The following is a 17,069-nucleotide window of genomic DNA, read 5'->3' on the forward strand; positions in this document are numbered from 1 at the left end:
GAAATAAAGATTAAGAATTAACGCGAATATATTTGAACTAAGATGAAAAAGATTGTAGTAGGTCTGGCTGTGATGTTAGGTTTTTGTATGTGCACTCACAAGCCTTCCGGTACATTGGATGTGAATAGGGCATTAGACTACTGTGCAGAGCAGACACAACGTACGCTTACGGAACTGAAAACAGATTCCGGCATTGACTATACGATGATGCCACGTAACATTATGGCTGACGAACACCACTGGAACTGTCGTAAGGCAACGAAAGAAGAATGGTGTGCCGGTTTCTGGCCGGGTGTGCTCTGGTATGATTACGAATATACACAGGATAAGCATATTCTGGAAGAAGCTAAGAAGTTTACGAACTCATTGGAATTCCTTTCTCGAATACCAGCTTATGACCATGATTTGGGATTCCTCGTATTCTGCAGTTATGGAAACGGCTATCGCTTGACGAAAGATCCTGCTTATAAGAAAGTGATTCTGGATACGGCCGATTCGCTGGCTACTTTATTCAATCCGGTTGTAGGAACAATGCTTTCATGGCCTCGTGAAGTGGAACCACGCAACTGGCCTCACAACACAATCATGGATAACATGATTAATCTCGAAATGCTTTTCTGGGCAGCAAAGAATGGTGGAAATCCTTATTTGTATGATGTTGCCGTTTCTCATGCTGATAAAACAATGAAATGTCAGTTCCGTCCCGATTATACATCCTACCATGTAGCAGTATATGATACCATCACTGGTAATCTGATAAAAGGAGTAACCCATCAGGGCTATGCAGACAGTACCATGTGGGCGCGTGGTCAAGCATGGGCAATCTACGGATATACTGTAGTCTATCGGGAGACGAAAGATCCTAAATATCTTGATTTCGCACAGAAAGTGACAGATGTTTATCTCGAACGTCTGCCGGAAGATAAGGTTCCTTATTGGGATTTCAGTGCCCCGGGAATACCGGATGCTCCGCGTGACGCTTCTGCTGCGGCAGTGGTGGCCTCTGCTTTGCTTGAACTATCCACTTACCTCCCGAATGGAACCGGAAAACGTTATAAAGATGCAGCTATCGAAATGCTGGCAAGCCTGAACTCTGACAGTTATCAGAGTGGCAAGAGTAAACCGTCTTTCCTACTTCATAGTGTAGGGCATTGGCCGGCTCATTCAGAGATAGATGCCTCTATTATTTATGCAGATTATTATTATATCGAAGCCTTGTTGAGGCTGAAACGTCTGCAAGAAGGACACGGAGTATTGGGATAACAGTATTACCAGGCTTATGAATACGGTAATATCAAAGTATCGGTAGAACTAATAAAGTGAATAATTAGATTAGTATAGATGATAGAGTAAAAAACGAAAAGCTCTGCAAGAACGAAGGTTCCGTGCAGAGCTTTTTTACTGGTTAGGGTTAGGTTTATTTTATTGTTTTACCTTGATGATGTCATAATTCAGATCGCTGACAGCTTCTTGCAAGCTATCGTTCACCAGACGAAGAGTGGTGTCATTTACAATCACGAAATACATCGGAGCTTCACCATCTTTCGGAGTTAACTTAACAGCAGTCACAGGTTTTTTGTTCACTACCTTGTGTACAGTCTGCTGTTTTCCTTTTGAAGTGAAAGTCTTGTTTTGTCCTTGACCTTCAGCATCGAGGTAAGTCATATCCAGTGTATACGCAGTATCTACACCGTCAGTTGCAGCGTTCAAGGTTAGTACATAGTCAATACCCGGACCGTCGGCAGCAGGAAGAGTACCTTCATAAACTTCAGTTAGTTCGGTAATCGGAGTCATAGCAAGAGCTAGACTGTCTGCTTGAGCCTCTGCGGCTTTGTTTGCTTTTGATTGGCATGATGCCAAAGCAGCTACGACTGCTGCTAACATAATTACTTTTTTCATCGTTAAGTGCTTTAAGTTAATATAAATATAGTGAGCTATTGCTCGTTTTTTGCTATCCTATTCCTGCTCTTCGTCCCGTTTGATGACAAGCAATTTGTCTACTCGTCCGCGGTCCATGTCCACCACTTCGAATTGCAGATTCTTGTAGGTGAAGATGTCTCCCGCTTTCGGGATACGGCCAATCAGGAACATGGCTAATCCCCCCAGAGTGGTGAAGTCTTCCGATTCCAGATCTTCATAGGATAAAATACCCATTTCCTCCATGAAGTCGTCGATGTTCATTGAAGCTTCCACCAGCATCGAACCATCCTGCCTTGTGACGATTTCTTCTTCTTCCGTTTCATCCTCTTCAAGGATGTCTCCGAAGATACTTTCGGTCAGGTCGTGCAGTGTGATAATGCCTTCTGTGCTGCCATACTCGTTAACAACAACTCCGAACTTGTTTTTGTTCTTCTTAAATAGCTCTAAAACTTTATTTGCATATAAACTTTCCGGAATAAAGAGGGGAGGACGGGCTATTTCGCGTAAGTTAAACAGCTTTTTACTGCCTATCATCAGGATAATATCCTTTACGGAAACCACACCGATAATCTCATCTTTCCGTTCGTCCACCAACAGATATTTGCTATAATGTTCTTCTTCGATTGTCTTCATCACCTTTTCCTGCGTATCATCAGGGTGAAGGATAATGAGATCTCTGCGATGCGTCATCAGTTCGTTAGCCCGTTTGTCGGAGAAGCGGAACACATCACGTATCATTTCCGTTTCCTCTTTGTCAATCACACCTTGTTCCGAACTTTGATGGAGAATCATTTTGATTTCCTCCTGCGTCATGGGGCGTTCTTCGCTTTTCAAACCGATGAGTTTATTCAGTAGCCGGGTAGAGACACTCAGCAACCATACAAAAGGATAAGAAACCTTTGTCAGGAGAATCATGACCGGGCTGAACAAAGTGGCGTATCGCTCCGGATTACTAAGAGCGATAGATTTGGGTACTAGCTCTCCGATAATCAGAGAAAGATAGGTAATGATTGCTACGGTAGTAATCATTGCCAGGTTGCGTGCATAAGCTTCTGCGCCCGGAATGAGGGAAAAGAAAGGAACGAGGTCATCGGCAATAGCCACACCACCATACGCACCGGATACGATACCGATCAGCGTAATACCGATCTGAATGGTAGATAAGAACTTTTCCGGTTCTTCCAATTGTTTTAAAACTCCACGGGCTGATTTGTTACCTTTTGCGACAAGTGTTTCAAGACGTGCTTTGCTGGATGATACCAGCGCAATTTCATACATGGCAAAAATGCCATTCAGTACAAGTAAGAGAAGTATGATAAGAAATTCCATAAATGGATTAAAATGGTTATAGGGTCGAAATTACAAGAAATCAGGGCACTATGCAAATCTATGTTATAGATTAATGATTTTTTAATAATAGTGTGTCCTTTTTTATCAAAAACAGAGGAGGAGATACATTGGTTTGTCAACCGCAGTATCTCCTCCTTTATTTGATTTAGGAACGATGTCCGTTATTATTTAGCGTAGGTTGCTGCTTTTGCTTTCGCACGTTCGATACGTTTCATGGTATCCGGGTGTGACGAGAACATCTTTTGCAGGTAAGAAGCTTGTGGAGCATCTTTCGACAGTTCGGACAACTTAGTCAGTGAGTTAGCCATTGCATACGGGTCGATACCGTTCTTTACACAGAACTCTACTCCGTAATCATCCGCTTCGCTTTCCTGCTTCTGTGAATATTGTGCGCCTGCCAGAGCTTCAGCCATAGCTCCCAGCTCGGAGTCGGTCAGTTTGGCTACTTTATCGCTGCTGGCACCTGCTGCATTCTTCACGGCTGAACGGAGATAAGCATTCTTCATGGCATCTTTAGAATCTGTGTGAACTACGTGGCCAATCTCATGTCCTACCACTGCCATCACTTCTTCATCCGTCATCACATCCATCAGACCGGCGCAAATACGTACACTACCGTCGCCACAAGCGAAAGCATTTACGTCTACCACTTCATATACACCAAAGTTAAGTTTCAGTCCATCCACTTCTTTGATATGTCCCGTCAACTTCTCCAGACGTTTGCCATATTCAGTATCAGGTTTGGTCAATGGATTATGAGCATCCATCCATACCATATACTCCTTACTCATGTTGGCGATGTCCGCATCAGATAAAGTAACGGCTGATACTACGTCTTTACCGGCTTGTAACGCTTTTCCCAAATTAATCTTCTTGCCGAATTGTGCAGAAGCTGTCATACCCATGCCTAACAATACGAAGGCAATCATAGCGATTTCTCTTTTCATACTCTTTTCTAGTTTACAGTTTTATGCATAAATTAATACTCAAATGTTATTCCTAATGTGGGGAGCAATGTCCCGCTCGATTGTTTGAGGCGTTTCATTTTATAGTGTTGGCTGTCGGCAGGAGCTTCCGGATTTTCAATGATACCGGTGCTCATCAGTACATCTTGCTGTTTCAGTTTGCTTACCGTGATATTTTGCAAATCAAGATAGAATCCCAGCATACAATGTTTCAGATAAAATGTCTTGTCGATACGGAGGTCTACCTGTGCAAAAGCCGGAAGACGTTCTTTATTATATTTAGAATAGTCGTAATATGCTTTACCTTGTGCATCCCAGGCAGATACCAGAGATGACTTTTCTTCATCATAAGGCGTATAAGGAGCACCGCCGATGCAACTGACTTTCATCCCGACACTCCATTGGCGTGGCAGATTGTAGGTTCCCCGTAAGTTGAAGATATACCGGTTGTCCCATGCGGATGCAATGTATTCACTCTCTTTGTCGTTGCGGTATTCGCTTTTAAAGATGGTAAAGGAAGAAGCCAGATTCAGTTTCTTGGCGATCAGCCATTTCACCAAAATCTCCGCACCATACGAACGTCCCTGGGCGGTGGAGGTCAGCAATTCGTTGCCAATCACCCCGTAGTCATTTCCTTTGCAGGTAAGAGGAATGCCATCCACAACGGAGAGCGGAATTTTATCATAATCTTTGTAGAATCCTTCCACGGAAACTTCGAAAGTATCTCCTTTGCGCCAACTGATACCCAGACTTTCCTGGCTGACTTTCATATAGCGGAGATTGTATTTGTTGACATACGTTCCGTTATTATCCTTAAAACCGAGAGCCGTGTAAGGAGGCAACTGGTAATAAAGTCCTGCATTTCCGCTTAAAAACCAGTGATCGGCAAGTTGGTAGGAAAGTGATATGCGGGGAGAAAGTTGGTCGGAGAGTGACTTCATGGCAGACGAATAATTGTTGGCATCAGCTCTCAATCCCAGGGAAGCTGTGAAACGTTCGTCCATCGAAGAGTAGCTGATAGTGCCGAAAAGTCCCCAGCGCATCATCCCCAAATAAGTATGGTAATCAAACGTTTGTGCCTGATTGGTATATGCCTTTTGAAAGGTGGTGTTGGTATATTGGCTGTAATCCAGGTTCAATCCGAGGTTGACCTTCCAGTTGCGGAAAGAAGAATTGTTTTCGAAACGGAATTTTGTCTCTTGTTCGGTAGAACGGAGGCGGAGCATCAGATTCTCCGGAATACTTTCATCATTCTGACGGTATTTGGTGTTGCGGTTGTTCAGATAGCTGTGACTGACTACCACCGACTGCACATGTGCGCCTGCATAATGACGATAAACGGCTCCCAATGTAAATGTCTCCTGCTTGATTTTCGGCAGGTAACTAAGAATATATTCGTTGTCTTCGCTATCCGCTTTCGTATTCAGCCGCATATTATCGATTCCCCCAAGTCCCAATATCGTCAGTTCGTTCTGTTCGTTGAACCGGTTTTTCAACTTGAATTGCGCGTCGGTGAAAGTCGGCAGGAAAGGCAGGTCGAGCATATCAAACAGGAATTGCAGATAAGATTGACGCACAGATACCAGATAGGAGGTTTTCTTTCCAATATGTCCGTTGGAGGCCAGAGAGACTTCGGATGCTCCGAGGGTAGCTTTTAGTGAGTTATGCTCCATATCTCCGTCACGTAATTTGAAATCAAGCACGGAGCTAAGCGTGTTCCCTCTATCAGTGGGGAAAGCACCGGTGTAGAAATTCACTTCACGTATCAGGTCGGCATTAAGGATTCCCACCGGACCGCCGGATGCTCCTTGCGTGCTGAAGTGATTGATATTGGGAATTTCCACTCCGTCCAAATAGAAACGGTTTTCAGAAGGAGAGCCACCGCGTACAATCAGGTCATTGCGGTAGCCGATAGGCGAGAAGGCGACTCCCGGGTAAGACTGTACAATCCGCGAAATATCCCGGTTGGCTCCCGGACTCTTTTCTATTTCCTGCAATCCGATGATGCGCAGGCTGACCGGGCTTTCCTGGTCGCGCCGGAAAGGAGAAGCGGTGACGGTTACTCCTGCGAGTTCGGTCAGGTTTTCTTCCATTTCTATCGAAATGTTCAGATCTTTGGTAGATAAGATATATTCGGGAGTAGTGACACTTTTGTAGCCGATGGCTGTTGCTTGCAAACGGTAGATGCCGGGAGGCACTTGTTCGATAGTGAAATGCCCTTCCGCATTGGTGACGCCACCTTTGTTCAGCCCAAGAATCATAACGTTAATGAATTCTAATGGCTGACGGCTGTTTTTTTCAATCACTATCCCCTTAATTTGATGTACAGGTTGTGCCTGTAACAGGGAAAGCAGGATGTTGGAAAATAGTAGCAGTGTCAACAGTTTTTTCATGTGATTGCAAATTGTCGCTGCGAAAGTACAAAAAAAGTATTAAATAATGATACCTTTTGATGAAGTTAGCCGTATTTTGTTTCACATTTCATTTTTATATCTTATTTTTGTGGGGCATATTAAAACAGATTCCTGATGAAGACTGTAAAATTGATAACTTGTAATGATGCGATGAAGGCACATATCCTTCAGGGAGCATTGGAGAATGAAGGCATCGAGTCTATTCTGCACAATGAGAATTTCTCTACTTTGTATAAAAGTTGCGTGAGTAGTATAGCAGGGGTGGATATATTGGTGGCAGATGAAGACAACGAGAATGCTGTCCAAGTGTTGAAGGATAACGATAGTTGGCCGGAAGAGTTGACGCTTTGTCCGTACTGCGGTTCATCGGACATCCAGTTGGTGTTGAGAAAAGGAAAGCGCTGGCGTGCGGTGGGTGCTGCTATCATTTCTGCATTGATGGTCATTCCTCCGGGAGATAACCACTGGAACTATACTTGTAAACAGTGTCATAAAACCTTTGAAATGCCGGTTTCTAAATTTAATCCTCCTGCTGAAACAGAGGAATAACTATATCTAACTATTTATAACACACAATGGAAAAGAAAAAAAATCTATTAATTGCTCTTCTTTTAATTTGGGTAGCTCCCTCTTTTGCTGCCAAAGTAGATACCTTGTTAATTAAAAGTCCTTCCATGAGTAAGGAAGTGCAAGTGGTCGTTGTTACGCCGGATGTTGCATCAGGAAAGAAATCGGTGGCTTGTCCTACTATTTATTTGTTGCACGGTTATGGTGGAAATGCTAAAACATGGATTGGCATTAAACCGAATCTTCCCCAAATTGCGGACGAAAAAGGAATCATATTCGTTTGTCCGGACGGAAAGAAAAGCTGGTACTGGGATAGTCCGGTCAACCCGTCTTTCCGCTATGAAACTTTTATTTCGTCGGAACTGGTGAAGTATATCGACGAACATTACAAGACGATTGCCGACCGTAAGGGACGCGCCATCACCGGATTGAGTATGGGTGGACACGGAGCGATGTGGAATGCAATCCATCATAAAGATACGTTTGGTGCCAGTGGAAGTACAAGCGGAGGGATGGATATTCGCCCGTTCCCGAAAAACTGGGACATGGCTAAACTGTTGGGAGAATATGAATCGAATAAGGAGGTATGGGATAATCACACCGTTATCAACCAGATTGATAAGATAGAGAATGGCGATTTGGCTATCATTGTCGATTGTGGAGAAGGAGATTTCTTCCTGAATGTGAACAAGGATTTGCATAACCGCCTGTTGGAAAGAAAGATCGATCATGATTTTATTACCCGTCCGGGAGGACATACAGGGCAGTATTGGAATAACTCCATTGATTATCAGATTCTGTTCTTTAATAAGTTTTTCAAGAAATAAAACCGAGAATACTTGACTTTGGCTTTTCAATGTTGTATCTTTGGTACAGAATCATAAAATAGATTGAGGTTAAACTACGATAGAAGGAGGGAGCGGAAGCTTTCTCCTTTTTTGTTGTACCTTGGAGAGGCGTGAGCTTTAGCCGGGCTTATAAAGGGGATGAAACCGGAGATTAACGTGTTTTATACCGTAGCTTTATAAAAATTAGACGGTGCGTTACGACTCATTAAACGCTGCGTTAGGAGAAGTAAGAGCCTTTGTTAGGTAAAATCAGAGCCTTTGTTTCGGAATAAACAAAGTTGAGGTATGAAAAGCGCGTAACTACTCAGGTATCTTTTCCTGAAAATTGAAAAAGTAATCCAAACTCTCTTACCTGTTGAAATGTATCTGATAACTTTATGCCAATCCCCTTTCTCTATTATCCCCTAGATATTACTTTTGCATTCAATGATTGAGCAGGTAACAGACATATCTAAGTTCTTATCGGAGATGAACGAGAAATTCTCTTCGATGGAGCAAACTATATCTGAGCAAGGTGCTGATATTAGCCGTCTTTATCGTATTATTGATCAGAAGGATAAAGAGATTCATGTATTAAAGAAACGTTTATCCAAATATGAAGGACCTGATAAGGATAGTCATAATAGTAGTATTCCTCCTTCCCAAGAATCGCTTCCTGCCAAAGTCCTCCGTCGGACACAGTCTTTGCGCAAGAAGTCAGACCGTAAGAACGGTGGTCAATTTGGTCATCCCGGCTCTACTTTAGAAACGAGCACTTCTCCTGATTTTATCGAAGAACATAAATCTGACTATTGTGAATGTTGCGGCAGTTCTTTGACTGGGGCTGAGTCTATTTGTAGCGGAGTCTCCCAAGTGGTTGATATACCTTTACCCCGTCCCCAAGTAAAAGAACATCGCTCTTTTGATGTGACTTGTTCTTGCGGCCACATTAATAAATGCCCGCTCCCCAAAGAATGTAGTAAACGGATTTCATACGGCAAGACTATTCAGTCTCTGGTGTCTTTTCTTAGCCATGTTCAATGTGTTTCATTTGAACGTATCTGTGAAATACTCAAAGAAATTTTCTCTTTGTCTATTAGTCAAGGTACAGTGCGGAACATGCTTACTAAAATAGGGACTAAATCAAAAACTGTTTGTGACCAAATTCGCAGGCGCATAGCCGAATCCACAGTTGTTGGCGCTGATGAAACGGGACTATATGTCAATAGTGCACTTAATTGGGCATGGATATTCCAAACGGATCAGTTAACCTATGTATACCAAGACAAGTCCAGAGGAATGAAGGCTATAAACAACCATTTTCCTGATGGATTGCCCAATGCTGTATTAGTCACAGATCGACATGGTAGCTATTTCAATATGGAAGTAAAGAATCATCAGGTATGCATTGCACATCTGTTAAGGAACATTCAATACCTTACTGAACTTGACCCTAAGCAGAACTGGTCTAAAAAAGTGAGTACACTTCTTAGAGAGGCGATACACATCCGTAAGACTACAAGCTTTGAAGTAATACCAATAACCACTATAAAAGACAGATTGGACCGATTGCTAAATGAAAGCGTAGCACATCTGCATGAGGATTTCCAGAAGTTCAAAAATGGTCTCTTCAAATGTAAGGATTATCTTTTTACCTTCCTGCAAAACCCAGATGTTCCTTATGATAATAATGCCAGCGAAAGAGGTATTCGAAAAATAAAGGTAAAGCAAAAAGTCAGCGGATGTTTTCGTACAGAAAAAGGGGCTAACACTTTTATGAACGTCCACTCCGTTGCTGAAACCGCTAAGAAAAACGGAAATTCTAAATACAAGGCTATTCTTGCTGTTCTTGAACAGTGAGAAGTATCAATATGACTTTATACCTGAGTAGTTACAAAAGCGCCTTTGTAGGTTAAGAATCTATAATTCTGCTCTTGACAGAAATAGAGTGATTATGCTGCTTTAAAAGAGAATTCGATGTTCGGAATGAAAGATTATTCGAAAGAAACCGAAATGTTGCGTGTGTATGGATAATAGCTGGCCTGTCCTCCGGCATAGGTCGTCTGACAAATTATCTTGGATGGATTTCCTTTTTTATCAAACTCGTACGAATAGCCTGTCTTTTCATCGTTACTTCCTGCAGGATAACTGCGTATGGTGAAATGGCGCGGGTCTTTACCCAATAATCCTGCGTAAAGAGCTTCAATATGGAATGTCAGAGGGTGTATTTCTAATAAACCGAGGCAGGGCAAATGGTATGTCGAACTTTCTTCTCCCGGTTCATAAATGAACTTGTTTTCAAGGCCGTTCATCTTGGAACTGATAGAGGTTATATCTCCGTTTTCGTATGTAAGTGATGTTGATGAATATTCTGCATCGCCAATATTCTCGACAATTCCGGTTAAGTATCCTTCTGCAGAGTAAGAAAATTGATAAATACGATTTTGTGAAGACAACCTGTATACACATTGACTGGCATAGCCTTCGCTATTTAATGTATATACTAAAGTGAGATAGTCAGTGGTAACTGTTACCTGATTATCAGAGTAGCTCAAGTTTACTTCGTTACTGATTTCTTCTCCGAAATAACGTTGTTTTATAATATGTTGAATCAGACGCTCGCCATCGAACATAAACTCCTCTATTCTATCTACAGGGTTCGAATCGTTCTTGACGGTTTCATTGAAAATCATAGCCCATTGCCCTTTATCCTCTACTGTGCCCTTTTCGTCATCATCCGAACAACTGAATGTCAGTATTGCCAGCAATAAAATAGCTACTTTTTTCATCCTTTCTTATTTTAATCGTAATCCGTTACTACTAAAACGCCTACTTGCCGGACTTATTACGCTTTTCTCTATTTTGAATTGTGCTTTTGTCGTCTCTTCGGTTTCCTCGTCCTTTGGTGGATAAGTTTTGTTCAATACTCCGAGAGCTACACTCAACAAAGTCTCTTTTTCATCGCCGAAAGGTAGGAAAGTTAAGTAATCGGTTGAAGCATTGACTGCGTATGTCGGTTTGAATCCACCATAAGTGTCATGTTCTGAATTATAGATAGTGCATACAGCCGGATTGATAGACCACAAAAAATCTTCATTGATAAATTGTTCCGTAGCTACATTTTGTCCTTTGGTTGAACTGCCGATAGCTATTAACTGTTGGATTTTTCCGTTCAAGCTATGCATCAACATTTCCGGAGCTCCTGCCGTTTCTCCACTGATCAAAACGATAAGAGTCGTTAAATTCAGGTTCTTGCCACCGGAGGTACCTAATAAATCAGAATTAAAGATCAGAGTTGCATCTTTTGCTGTATTCTTATCATTATATTCCAAGAATGCCATTGTTTGGTCAAGGTAAAAAGAAGACACAAGAATAGTGCTTAATAGTTGCGTACATTCAATGCTTCCTCCTTTGTTATATCGTAGGTCGAGTATCACTTGATGGATATTCTTTTGGGCAAGCTCATCCGACCATTCACGTAATTCGGTGTTGTATTTTTCCGGATTGTCTTTAGTACCTGCTGTAAAGCTGTTGTACATTAGGTAACCGACTTCCCTTCCATCAGTCAACGTTAATATTTTCTTGCAGTGAATAGGGTTGTCTACCAATGATACGGCTGCTCCCATTTCTACAGGGTCGCCTACTGGTACAACTCGGTAAATATCTTCTTCTTCCTCGCCTTCTACTGGCGGCTCTGTAGGTGGTACTTTTTGATATTTTCCCAAAGTTATTTCCAAAGGTCCTGTGCCTTGCAGTAGTTGAGCCTCATATTTTTTGCTGATATACGAGGTATCTACTTTTACAATCCAGTCGCCTCGTTTTAGTACGGCAGCAGCTGGCGAACCAGGAATTACATAAGTAATCAATGCGTTGTAGGCAGTATCGATGTCCGGGTTGCGAACCAGTGAATAATCAAATCCATAAGTAGGCAGCGGAGTCTCCATCACAGAGTCTACAAACGAGTAACTGTCTTTTTTTGATTTCACTTTAGATAAGAACGAGGCAGGCTCCAGAAACAGATTCACATCATCGTAGGAAGGTAGATCTTGATACCACAGATAGTTCTGTTGCATGATGTCGTACATCCATGTATCCAGTGCAGTTTGATGGGCATACTCCGGCCAGCGGTCGACACCACAGGAAAAGAAACCACTGATAGATACGAAGATCAGGGCAGGTATGAGGATTATCTTTCTTAATTTCGTCATCATAAAAAGCTTTTTACTGTGCAAATGTAGGAAATACTTTGCTTATCTACCACATTTATGGTATAAAAATGCCTTCAATGTGTGATTGGGTGTTAGAGAATCTTGCCTTATCTTTGTGACATCAAAGTTTTCGATAGGTATTAGCTAAAATATAGAAAGTTATTAATAGACGGATTTTTATTCATGGAGATAGCTGCATTATTATCAGGAGGTGTCGACAGTTCGGTTGTCGTACATCTTCTTTGTGAGCAAGGATATAAGCCTACTCTTTTTTACATTAAGATAGGTATGGACGGAGCGGAATATATGGACTGTTCGGCAGAGGAGGATATTGAATTATCTACTGCAACGGCACGTAAATACGGTTTGTCTTTGGAAGTGGTGGACCTGCATCAGGAGTATTGGGAGAATGTGGCGGCGTATGCCATTGATAAAATTCGGCAGGGGTTGACGCCGAATCCGGACGTGATGTGTAATAAGCTTATCAAATTCGGATGCTTTGAACAGCGTGTCGGGAAAGATTTCGACTTTACGGTAACCGGTCATTACGCCACCACCTTGCAACGTGAAGGGAAAACTTGGCTGGGCACGGCAAAAGATCCCGTGAAAGATCAGACAGACTTTCTCGCCCAGATTGATTACCTGCAAGTTTCCAAGCTCATGTTTCCCATTGGAGGGCTGATGAAGCAAGAAGTACGTGAGATTGCAAATCGTGCCGGGTTGCCTAGTGCCAGAAGAAAAGACAGTCAGGGGATTTGTTTTCTCGGAAAGATAAACTACAATGATTTCGTTCGTCGTTTTTTAGGAGAAAAGGAAGGGGCGATTGTTGAATTGGAAACCGGAAAGAAAGTGGGTACACATCGAGGCTATTGGTTCCACACAATTGGTCAGCGGAAAGGGCTCGGATTGAGTGGTGGTCCCTGGTTTGTAGTCAAGAAGGATATTTTGGAAAATACCATCTACGTATCCCGTGGCTACGGTGTAGAGACACAATACGGTAATGAATTCCGGATGCATGATTTCCATTTCATTACTGATAATCCCTGGAAAGGTCAGAAGAAGGAGATAGACATTACTTTTAAGATTCGTCACACTCCCGAATTTACAAAAGGAAAACTGATACAGGAAGGGGAGAAGCAGTTTCACATTTTGTCGTCCGAAAAGTTGCAAGGCATTGCTCCGGGACAGTTTGGAGTGATTTATGATGAAGAAGCAACAGTTTGTGTGGGGAGCGGTGAAATCATCTGTTAAATAGTTTATTTTGAAAGGTGAGGATTCGATAATCAGGATAATTTTCACTACTTTTGTTTCGTAGAATAATAAATAAAGGAGGATTGCTTATGACAACGATGGAATTGAAAAGTCTGAAAATGGACTTGGTGGAGGAACTCCTGAGTTTGAATGACAAAGAGATGCTCAATCGGGTGAAGAACTATTTGAAACGACTTAAGAAAATGGAAGCAGAAAAAGAAATGGAAGAAATCACAAAAGAGGAGATTCTTGCAGGGATTGATGCAGGACTGAAAGAGGTAAAACTTTCTATAGATGGCAAGTTGGAATTAAAGAGTGCAAGGGAGTTTTTGAATGAACTATGAAATAATAGTTAAGCCAACGTTTCAGCGGGAAGCTAAACGATTGGCAAAACATTATTCTTCTTTTAAAGAAGATTTTGCTTCATTGATTGATGAGTTGGAACAGAATCCGCAATTAGGTACCGATTTAGGTCATGGCTTGCGCAAAGTCCGCATGAAAATTACTGCGAAAGGGAAAGGAAAAAGCGGAGGTGCAAGAGTTATCACTTTCACTTTGGTTGTTTCCCAGCAAGATGCAATTTTGAATCTTCTCTATATTTATGATAAAGCAGACAGGGCTTCTATATCAGACAAGGAAATAGAACAACTTTTGAAACAAAATGGCTTGAAGTAAAGCGTATAATCAGATATAGTATTCGGCTAAATCCACAATCCCTGCCCTCATCGCATATTTAGTAGCCTCGTGCACATTATTCACTCCCAATTTACGAAAGATATTCTTACGATGGCTGTTGATCGTATGGAAACTAAGATTTTTCTCTGCGGCAATCTCTTTCGTTGTTTTCCCTAATGCAATTTCTTTTAGGATATTCTTTTCTGTCTGCGTCAGCAAATGGTCGTCCATACTTGACGCTGCCAGCGGAGAAGAAGTTCCCGAAAGCAGCAGATTGCTGACATGATTGCAAATATACCGTTGTTTGCGGGTGGCACATTGAATAGCGGTCATGATTTCTTCTTTTGAGTTATCTTTCATCACTACCCCGAAAGCCATACTGCTGAACAGTACCTGGCGGAGAAAGTTCAGGCTAAGTTCGTCAGAGAATAGAATCCAGTCGGCTTCCTTGAATCTTTCCTGCAAGACAATCAATTCATCCGCCCCGGCAAAATTGAACAATGTATAATCCAATACAATCACCGCTTGCGGATACAATCGTAGCTGCTGAATCAGTTCAGCCTTGCTATCAGCTTCTAAAAGGAGGGACACTTCCTTTTGTTTACTTAGCAGGAACATCATTCCCGCCTTACTGATATCCTGATTGTCTGCGATGATAAATTCTCTCATAAGCAATGATGAATAAAAAAACTCCGCTACAAATGTACGCATTTTGCATGATTTGTAGCGGAGTTATGATAAGATTCTTGTATCCGGATTACCAGGAACGTCCTTTGAAGATATTTGACTGGTCAAGCGGAACGATATTTCCGTTCAATGTCAGGTTGTTGTTGCTGAAGTTCGGGCTGATGCTAACTGAAGCTGTATTGTTTCCGCTACTCATATTGATGAATATTTGAGCGGAGATGCCGATACCCTGAACGCTGAATGAACAGTTCACATTTCCTTTTTTGTCGATATTCATCTTCATATCCGAAGAATTACCATCTACTGTAACACCACCGATTCCGTTAGGACCTGGGTAAGGAGTGTTGAAAGCAGTCTGTACGGTGGCTCTGTTGCCATTCATCAAGACGAAGTTGGTGTTTGAAGTAACAAAAGCACTCATACCGTTGCGGAAGACCACCTGATTAGCTTCCAATACAAATTGCTTGTTCTTCAAAGCCTGTACAGCTTGTTGGTAGGCTACCATGTCCTGCACCTCTTCTTCGGCACGGAGTTTCGCTCTTTCTGCATCTCTTTCGGCTTTTCTTTCTGCGCGGCGTGCTGCTGCGTTACTTTCCTGTGCGTACATCATTGTGCTTGCACTCATTAATACTAATGCTACTAATGCAATAAACTTTTTCATAACTTTTTTTTGTTTAGGTTTAATACGTTGTTCGTTTATTGCAAAAACAAAGTGTATGCCAGATTGTTCACGAACGTCTTGCAATTTTATATCCGATGGCTGCCACAGTGATACTCATTAAGGGACTGATAATGTTGAAAAAACAATAAGGAAGATACACAAGTGTGGGTACACTCAAGATGGTAGCTTGTGTCATTCCGCAACTATTCCACGGAATCAATACAGATGTAACGGTTACTGAATCTTCCGTCGTACGGCTTAGTAAGCAACTTTCATACCCTTTCTTGGTGTAAATATCGCGAAACATATTTCCCGTCAGAATGATACTGATATACTGGTCGGCAGTTGTCAGATTAAGAAACAGGCCGGAGCAGACTGTCGCGCCAACCACGCTGACTGTTTTTTTCATGAAGCGGACGAAGATGGAAGTGATACTTCCCAGCATACCGCTTGCTGTCATTGCTCCGCCAAAACACATAGCGCATAGAATCAGCCAAATCGTATTCATCATTCCCGCCATACCACGTGTGGCGATTAAATCTGTCAGAACGGCATTGTCTGTATGTAAATTTGTCGCTCCATAAACAGTCATCATCAGTCCTTTGAACAAAGAATCGAATCCGGAAACGGCAACTCCGGAAATTTCCTGCAACAACTCCGGTTGAAATATCAAAGCAAAGACACCAGCCAGCAGGGTAGACAGGAACAGCGTTACGATAGAGGGCACTTTCCGTGCTATCAGTATTCCGGTTACAACAGGAACTATCAACAACCACGGGGTGATATGAAACTTTTCATTCAAAGCGGTTGCCACTTCTGCGATGTGTTGTGTATTGTTGGCATCATGAGAGAATCCTGCTACGGTGAAAATAATTAGCGTAATGACAAGAGATGGAACCGTAGTAATCATCATATAACGGATGTGACGGAACAAGGGAGTGTCTGTGATAGAAGAGGCCAGGATGGTGGTTTCGGATAAAGGAGATATTTTATCTCCGAAGTATGCTCCTGAAATAATGGCTCCGGCAATCCAGCCGTCTTCAAAACCTTGCGCCTTTCCGATACCCATCAGAGCGATACCGATGGTAGCAATGGTAGTCCATGAGCTCCCGGTCATAACGGAAATCAATGCGCAGATGATGCAGGTAGATGCCAGGAAGAAACTGGGATGGATAATTTGCATCCCGTAGTAGATTAGCGTAGGCACTACTCCACTAATCATCCAGATCCCACTCAACGCACCGATGATTAATAGAATAATAATAGCTGTCGCCACTCCGGCAATATTGTTGGTTATGGCAAGCTCGTAATCTTTCCAGGGAATTTTATAAAACACCATGCCGATAAGGATACAAATAGCTGTAGTGGTGAGCAGTGACACTTGGCTTCCGCCGCTTAGGGCATCGCTGCCAAATGTGCGGATAGTGGCAAACAATAATAACACCAGTACAATGATCGGTATCAATGATACAAGGGGAGAGGGGGCTTTCTTCATGTTGATTCTTATAACCTTTTATTTGTTTTCCGGCTGCTGTTTTGTTTAT

The 17,069-nt window shown here is 42.2% G+C and carries 16 protein-coding genes; 7 read left to right on the plus strand and 9 right to left on the minus strand.

The features are described 5' to 3' along the window. Window positions 1–42 precede the first annotated feature (42 nt). Window positions 43–1,263, plus strand: a complete 1,221-nt coding sequence (locus CJF29_RS08250; RefSeq protein ID WP_099146607.1) for a glycoside hydrolase family 88 protein — start codon at window positions 43–45, stop codon at window positions 1,261–1,263. Window positions 1,264–1,422: 159 nt separating this feature from the next. Here CJF29_RS08250 and CJF29_RS08255 read toward each other — a convergent pair whose 3' ends face one another. The 4 genes from CJF29_RS08255 to CJF29_RS08270 all read right to left on the minus strand — a co-directional run bounded on the left by CJF29_RS08255 (window position 1,423) and on the right by CJF29_RS08270 (window position 6,628). Then, window positions 1,423–1,899, minus strand: a complete 477-nt coding sequence (locus CJF29_RS08255) for a copper resistance protein NlpE N-terminal domain-containing protein (RefSeq protein WP_004296964.1) — start codon at window positions 1,897–1,899, stop codon at window positions 1,423–1,425. A 57-nt stretch (window positions 1,900–1,956) separates the two neighbouring features. Then, window positions 1,957–3,249, minus strand: a complete 1,293-nt coding sequence (locus CJF29_RS08260; protein ID WP_004305907.1) for a hemolysin family protein — start codon at window positions 3,247–3,249, stop codon at window positions 1,957–1,959. Window positions 3,250–3,434: 185 nt separating this feature from the next. Continuing rightward, window positions 3,435–4,217 carry a M48 family metallopeptidase gene (locus CJF29_RS08265; protein ID WP_008774941.1) on the minus strand — a complete coding sequence of 261 codons (783 nt, stop codon included), beginning with the start codon at window positions 4,215–4,217 and terminating at the stop codon, window positions 3,435–3,437. A gap of 32 nt (window positions 4,218–4,249) precedes the next feature. After that, window positions 4,250–6,628: a TonB-dependent receptor gene (locus CJF29_RS08270; RefSeq protein WP_099146606.1), complete on the minus strand. Its 2,379-nt coding sequence runs from the start codon at window positions 6,626–6,628 to the stop codon at window positions 4,250–4,252. Window positions 6,629–6,763: 135 nt separating this feature from the next. Between CJF29_RS08270 and CJF29_RS08275 the strand changes: the two genes are divergently transcribed. From CJF29_RS08275 to tnpC, 3 genes are all read left to right on the plus strand, one after another. Continuing rightward, window positions 6,764–7,198, plus strand: coding sequence for a DUF2007 domain-containing protein (locus tag CJF29_RS08275; RefSeq protein ID WP_074637744.1), 435 nt, complete (start codon window positions 6,764–6,766; stop codon window positions 7,196–7,198). A gap of 26 nt (window positions 7,199–7,224) precedes the next feature. Further along, complete coding sequence (locus CJF29_RS08280) at window positions 7,225–8,043, plus strand: alpha/beta hydrolase (RefSeq protein WP_099146605.1); 819 nt, start codon at window positions 7,225–7,227, stop codon at window positions 8,041–8,043. Between the two features lie 447 nt (window positions 8,044–8,490). Next, a complete protein-coding gene (tnpC, locus tag CJF29_RS08285; RefSeq protein ID WP_229112578.1) occupies window positions 8,491–9,903 on the plus strand; it encodes an IS66 family transposase in 1,413 nt (470 codons plus the stop codon). Window positions 9,904–10,037: 134 nt separating this feature from the next. Here the strand turns inward: tnpC and CJF29_RS08290 are convergent, their stop codons facing one another. Together CJF29_RS08290 and CJF29_RS08295 are read right to left on the minus strand one after the other, a co-directional pair. Continuing rightward, entirely contained in the window at window positions 10,038–10,832 is a 795-nt protein-coding gene (locus CJF29_RS08290) for a DUF4595 domain-containing protein (protein ID WP_099146387.1), read from the minus strand. 6 nt (window positions 10,833–10,838) lie between these two features. Beyond that, entirely contained in the window at window positions 10,839–12,254 is a 1,416-nt protein-coding gene (locus CJF29_RS08295; RefSeq protein WP_099146388.1) for a S41 family peptidase, read from the minus strand. A gap of 180 nt (window positions 12,255–12,434) precedes the next feature. On the opposite strand from CJF29_RS08295, the gene mnmA reads away from it, so the two are divergent. The 3 genes from mnmA (at window position 12,435) to CJF29_RS08310 (ending at window position 14,177) form a co-directional block, all read left to right on the plus strand. After that, on the plus strand, window positions 12,435–13,502 hold the full coding sequence (gene mnmA / locus CJF29_RS08300; RefSeq protein WP_099146389.1) for a tRNA 2-thiouridine(34) synthase MnmA: 1,068 nt from the start codon (window positions 12,435–12,437) through the stop codon (window positions 13,500–13,502). Window positions 13,503–13,591: 89 nt separating this feature from the next. Then, the gene (locus CJF29_RS08305; RefSeq protein WP_099146390.1) at window positions 13,592–13,846 is read left to right on the plus strand and encodes a hypothetical protein; all 255 of its coding nucleotides are present in this window, start codon (window positions 13,592–13,594) and stop codon (window positions 13,844–13,846) included. Further along, window positions 13,836–14,177: a type II toxin-antitoxin system RelE/ParE family toxin gene (locus tag CJF29_RS08310; RefSeq protein WP_099146391.1), complete on the plus strand. Its 342-nt coding sequence runs from the start codon at window positions 13,836–13,838 to the stop codon at window positions 14,175–14,177. Before CJF29_RS08305 ends, CJF29_RS08310 begins: the two co-directional genes overlap by 11 nt. Before the next feature lie 9 nt (window positions 14,178–14,186). On the opposite strand, the gene CJF29_RS08315 is transcribed toward CJF29_RS08310, so the two are convergent. The 3 genes from CJF29_RS08315 to nhaC all read right to left on the minus strand — a co-directional run bounded on the left by CJF29_RS08315 (window position 14,187) and on the right by nhaC (window position 17,020). Then, the gene (locus CJF29_RS08315; RefSeq protein ID WP_099146421.1) at window positions 14,187–14,846 is read right to left on the minus strand and encodes a response regulator transcription factor; all 660 of its coding nucleotides are present in this window, start codon (window positions 14,844–14,846) and stop codon (window positions 14,187–14,189) included. 88 nt (window positions 14,847–14,934) lie between these two features. Beyond that, entirely contained in the window at window positions 14,935–15,525 is a 591-nt protein-coding gene (locus tag CJF29_RS08320; protein ID WP_099146392.1) for a DUF4251 domain-containing protein, read from the minus strand. Between the two features lie 67 nt (window positions 15,526–15,592). Beyond that, window positions 15,593–17,020, minus strand: coding sequence for a Na+/H+ antiporter NhaC (nhaC, locus tag CJF29_RS08325; RefSeq protein ID WP_099146393.1), 1,428 nt, complete (start codon window positions 17,018–17,020; stop codon window positions 15,593–15,595). Between the last annotated feature and the right edge of the window lie 49 nt (window positions 17,021–17,069).

It is taken from the genome of Bacteroides celer, assembly GCF_002632415.2.
In the GTDB taxonomy this organism is placed as follows: Bacteria; Bacteroidota; Bacteroidia; order Bacteroidales; family Bacteroidaceae; genus Bacteroides.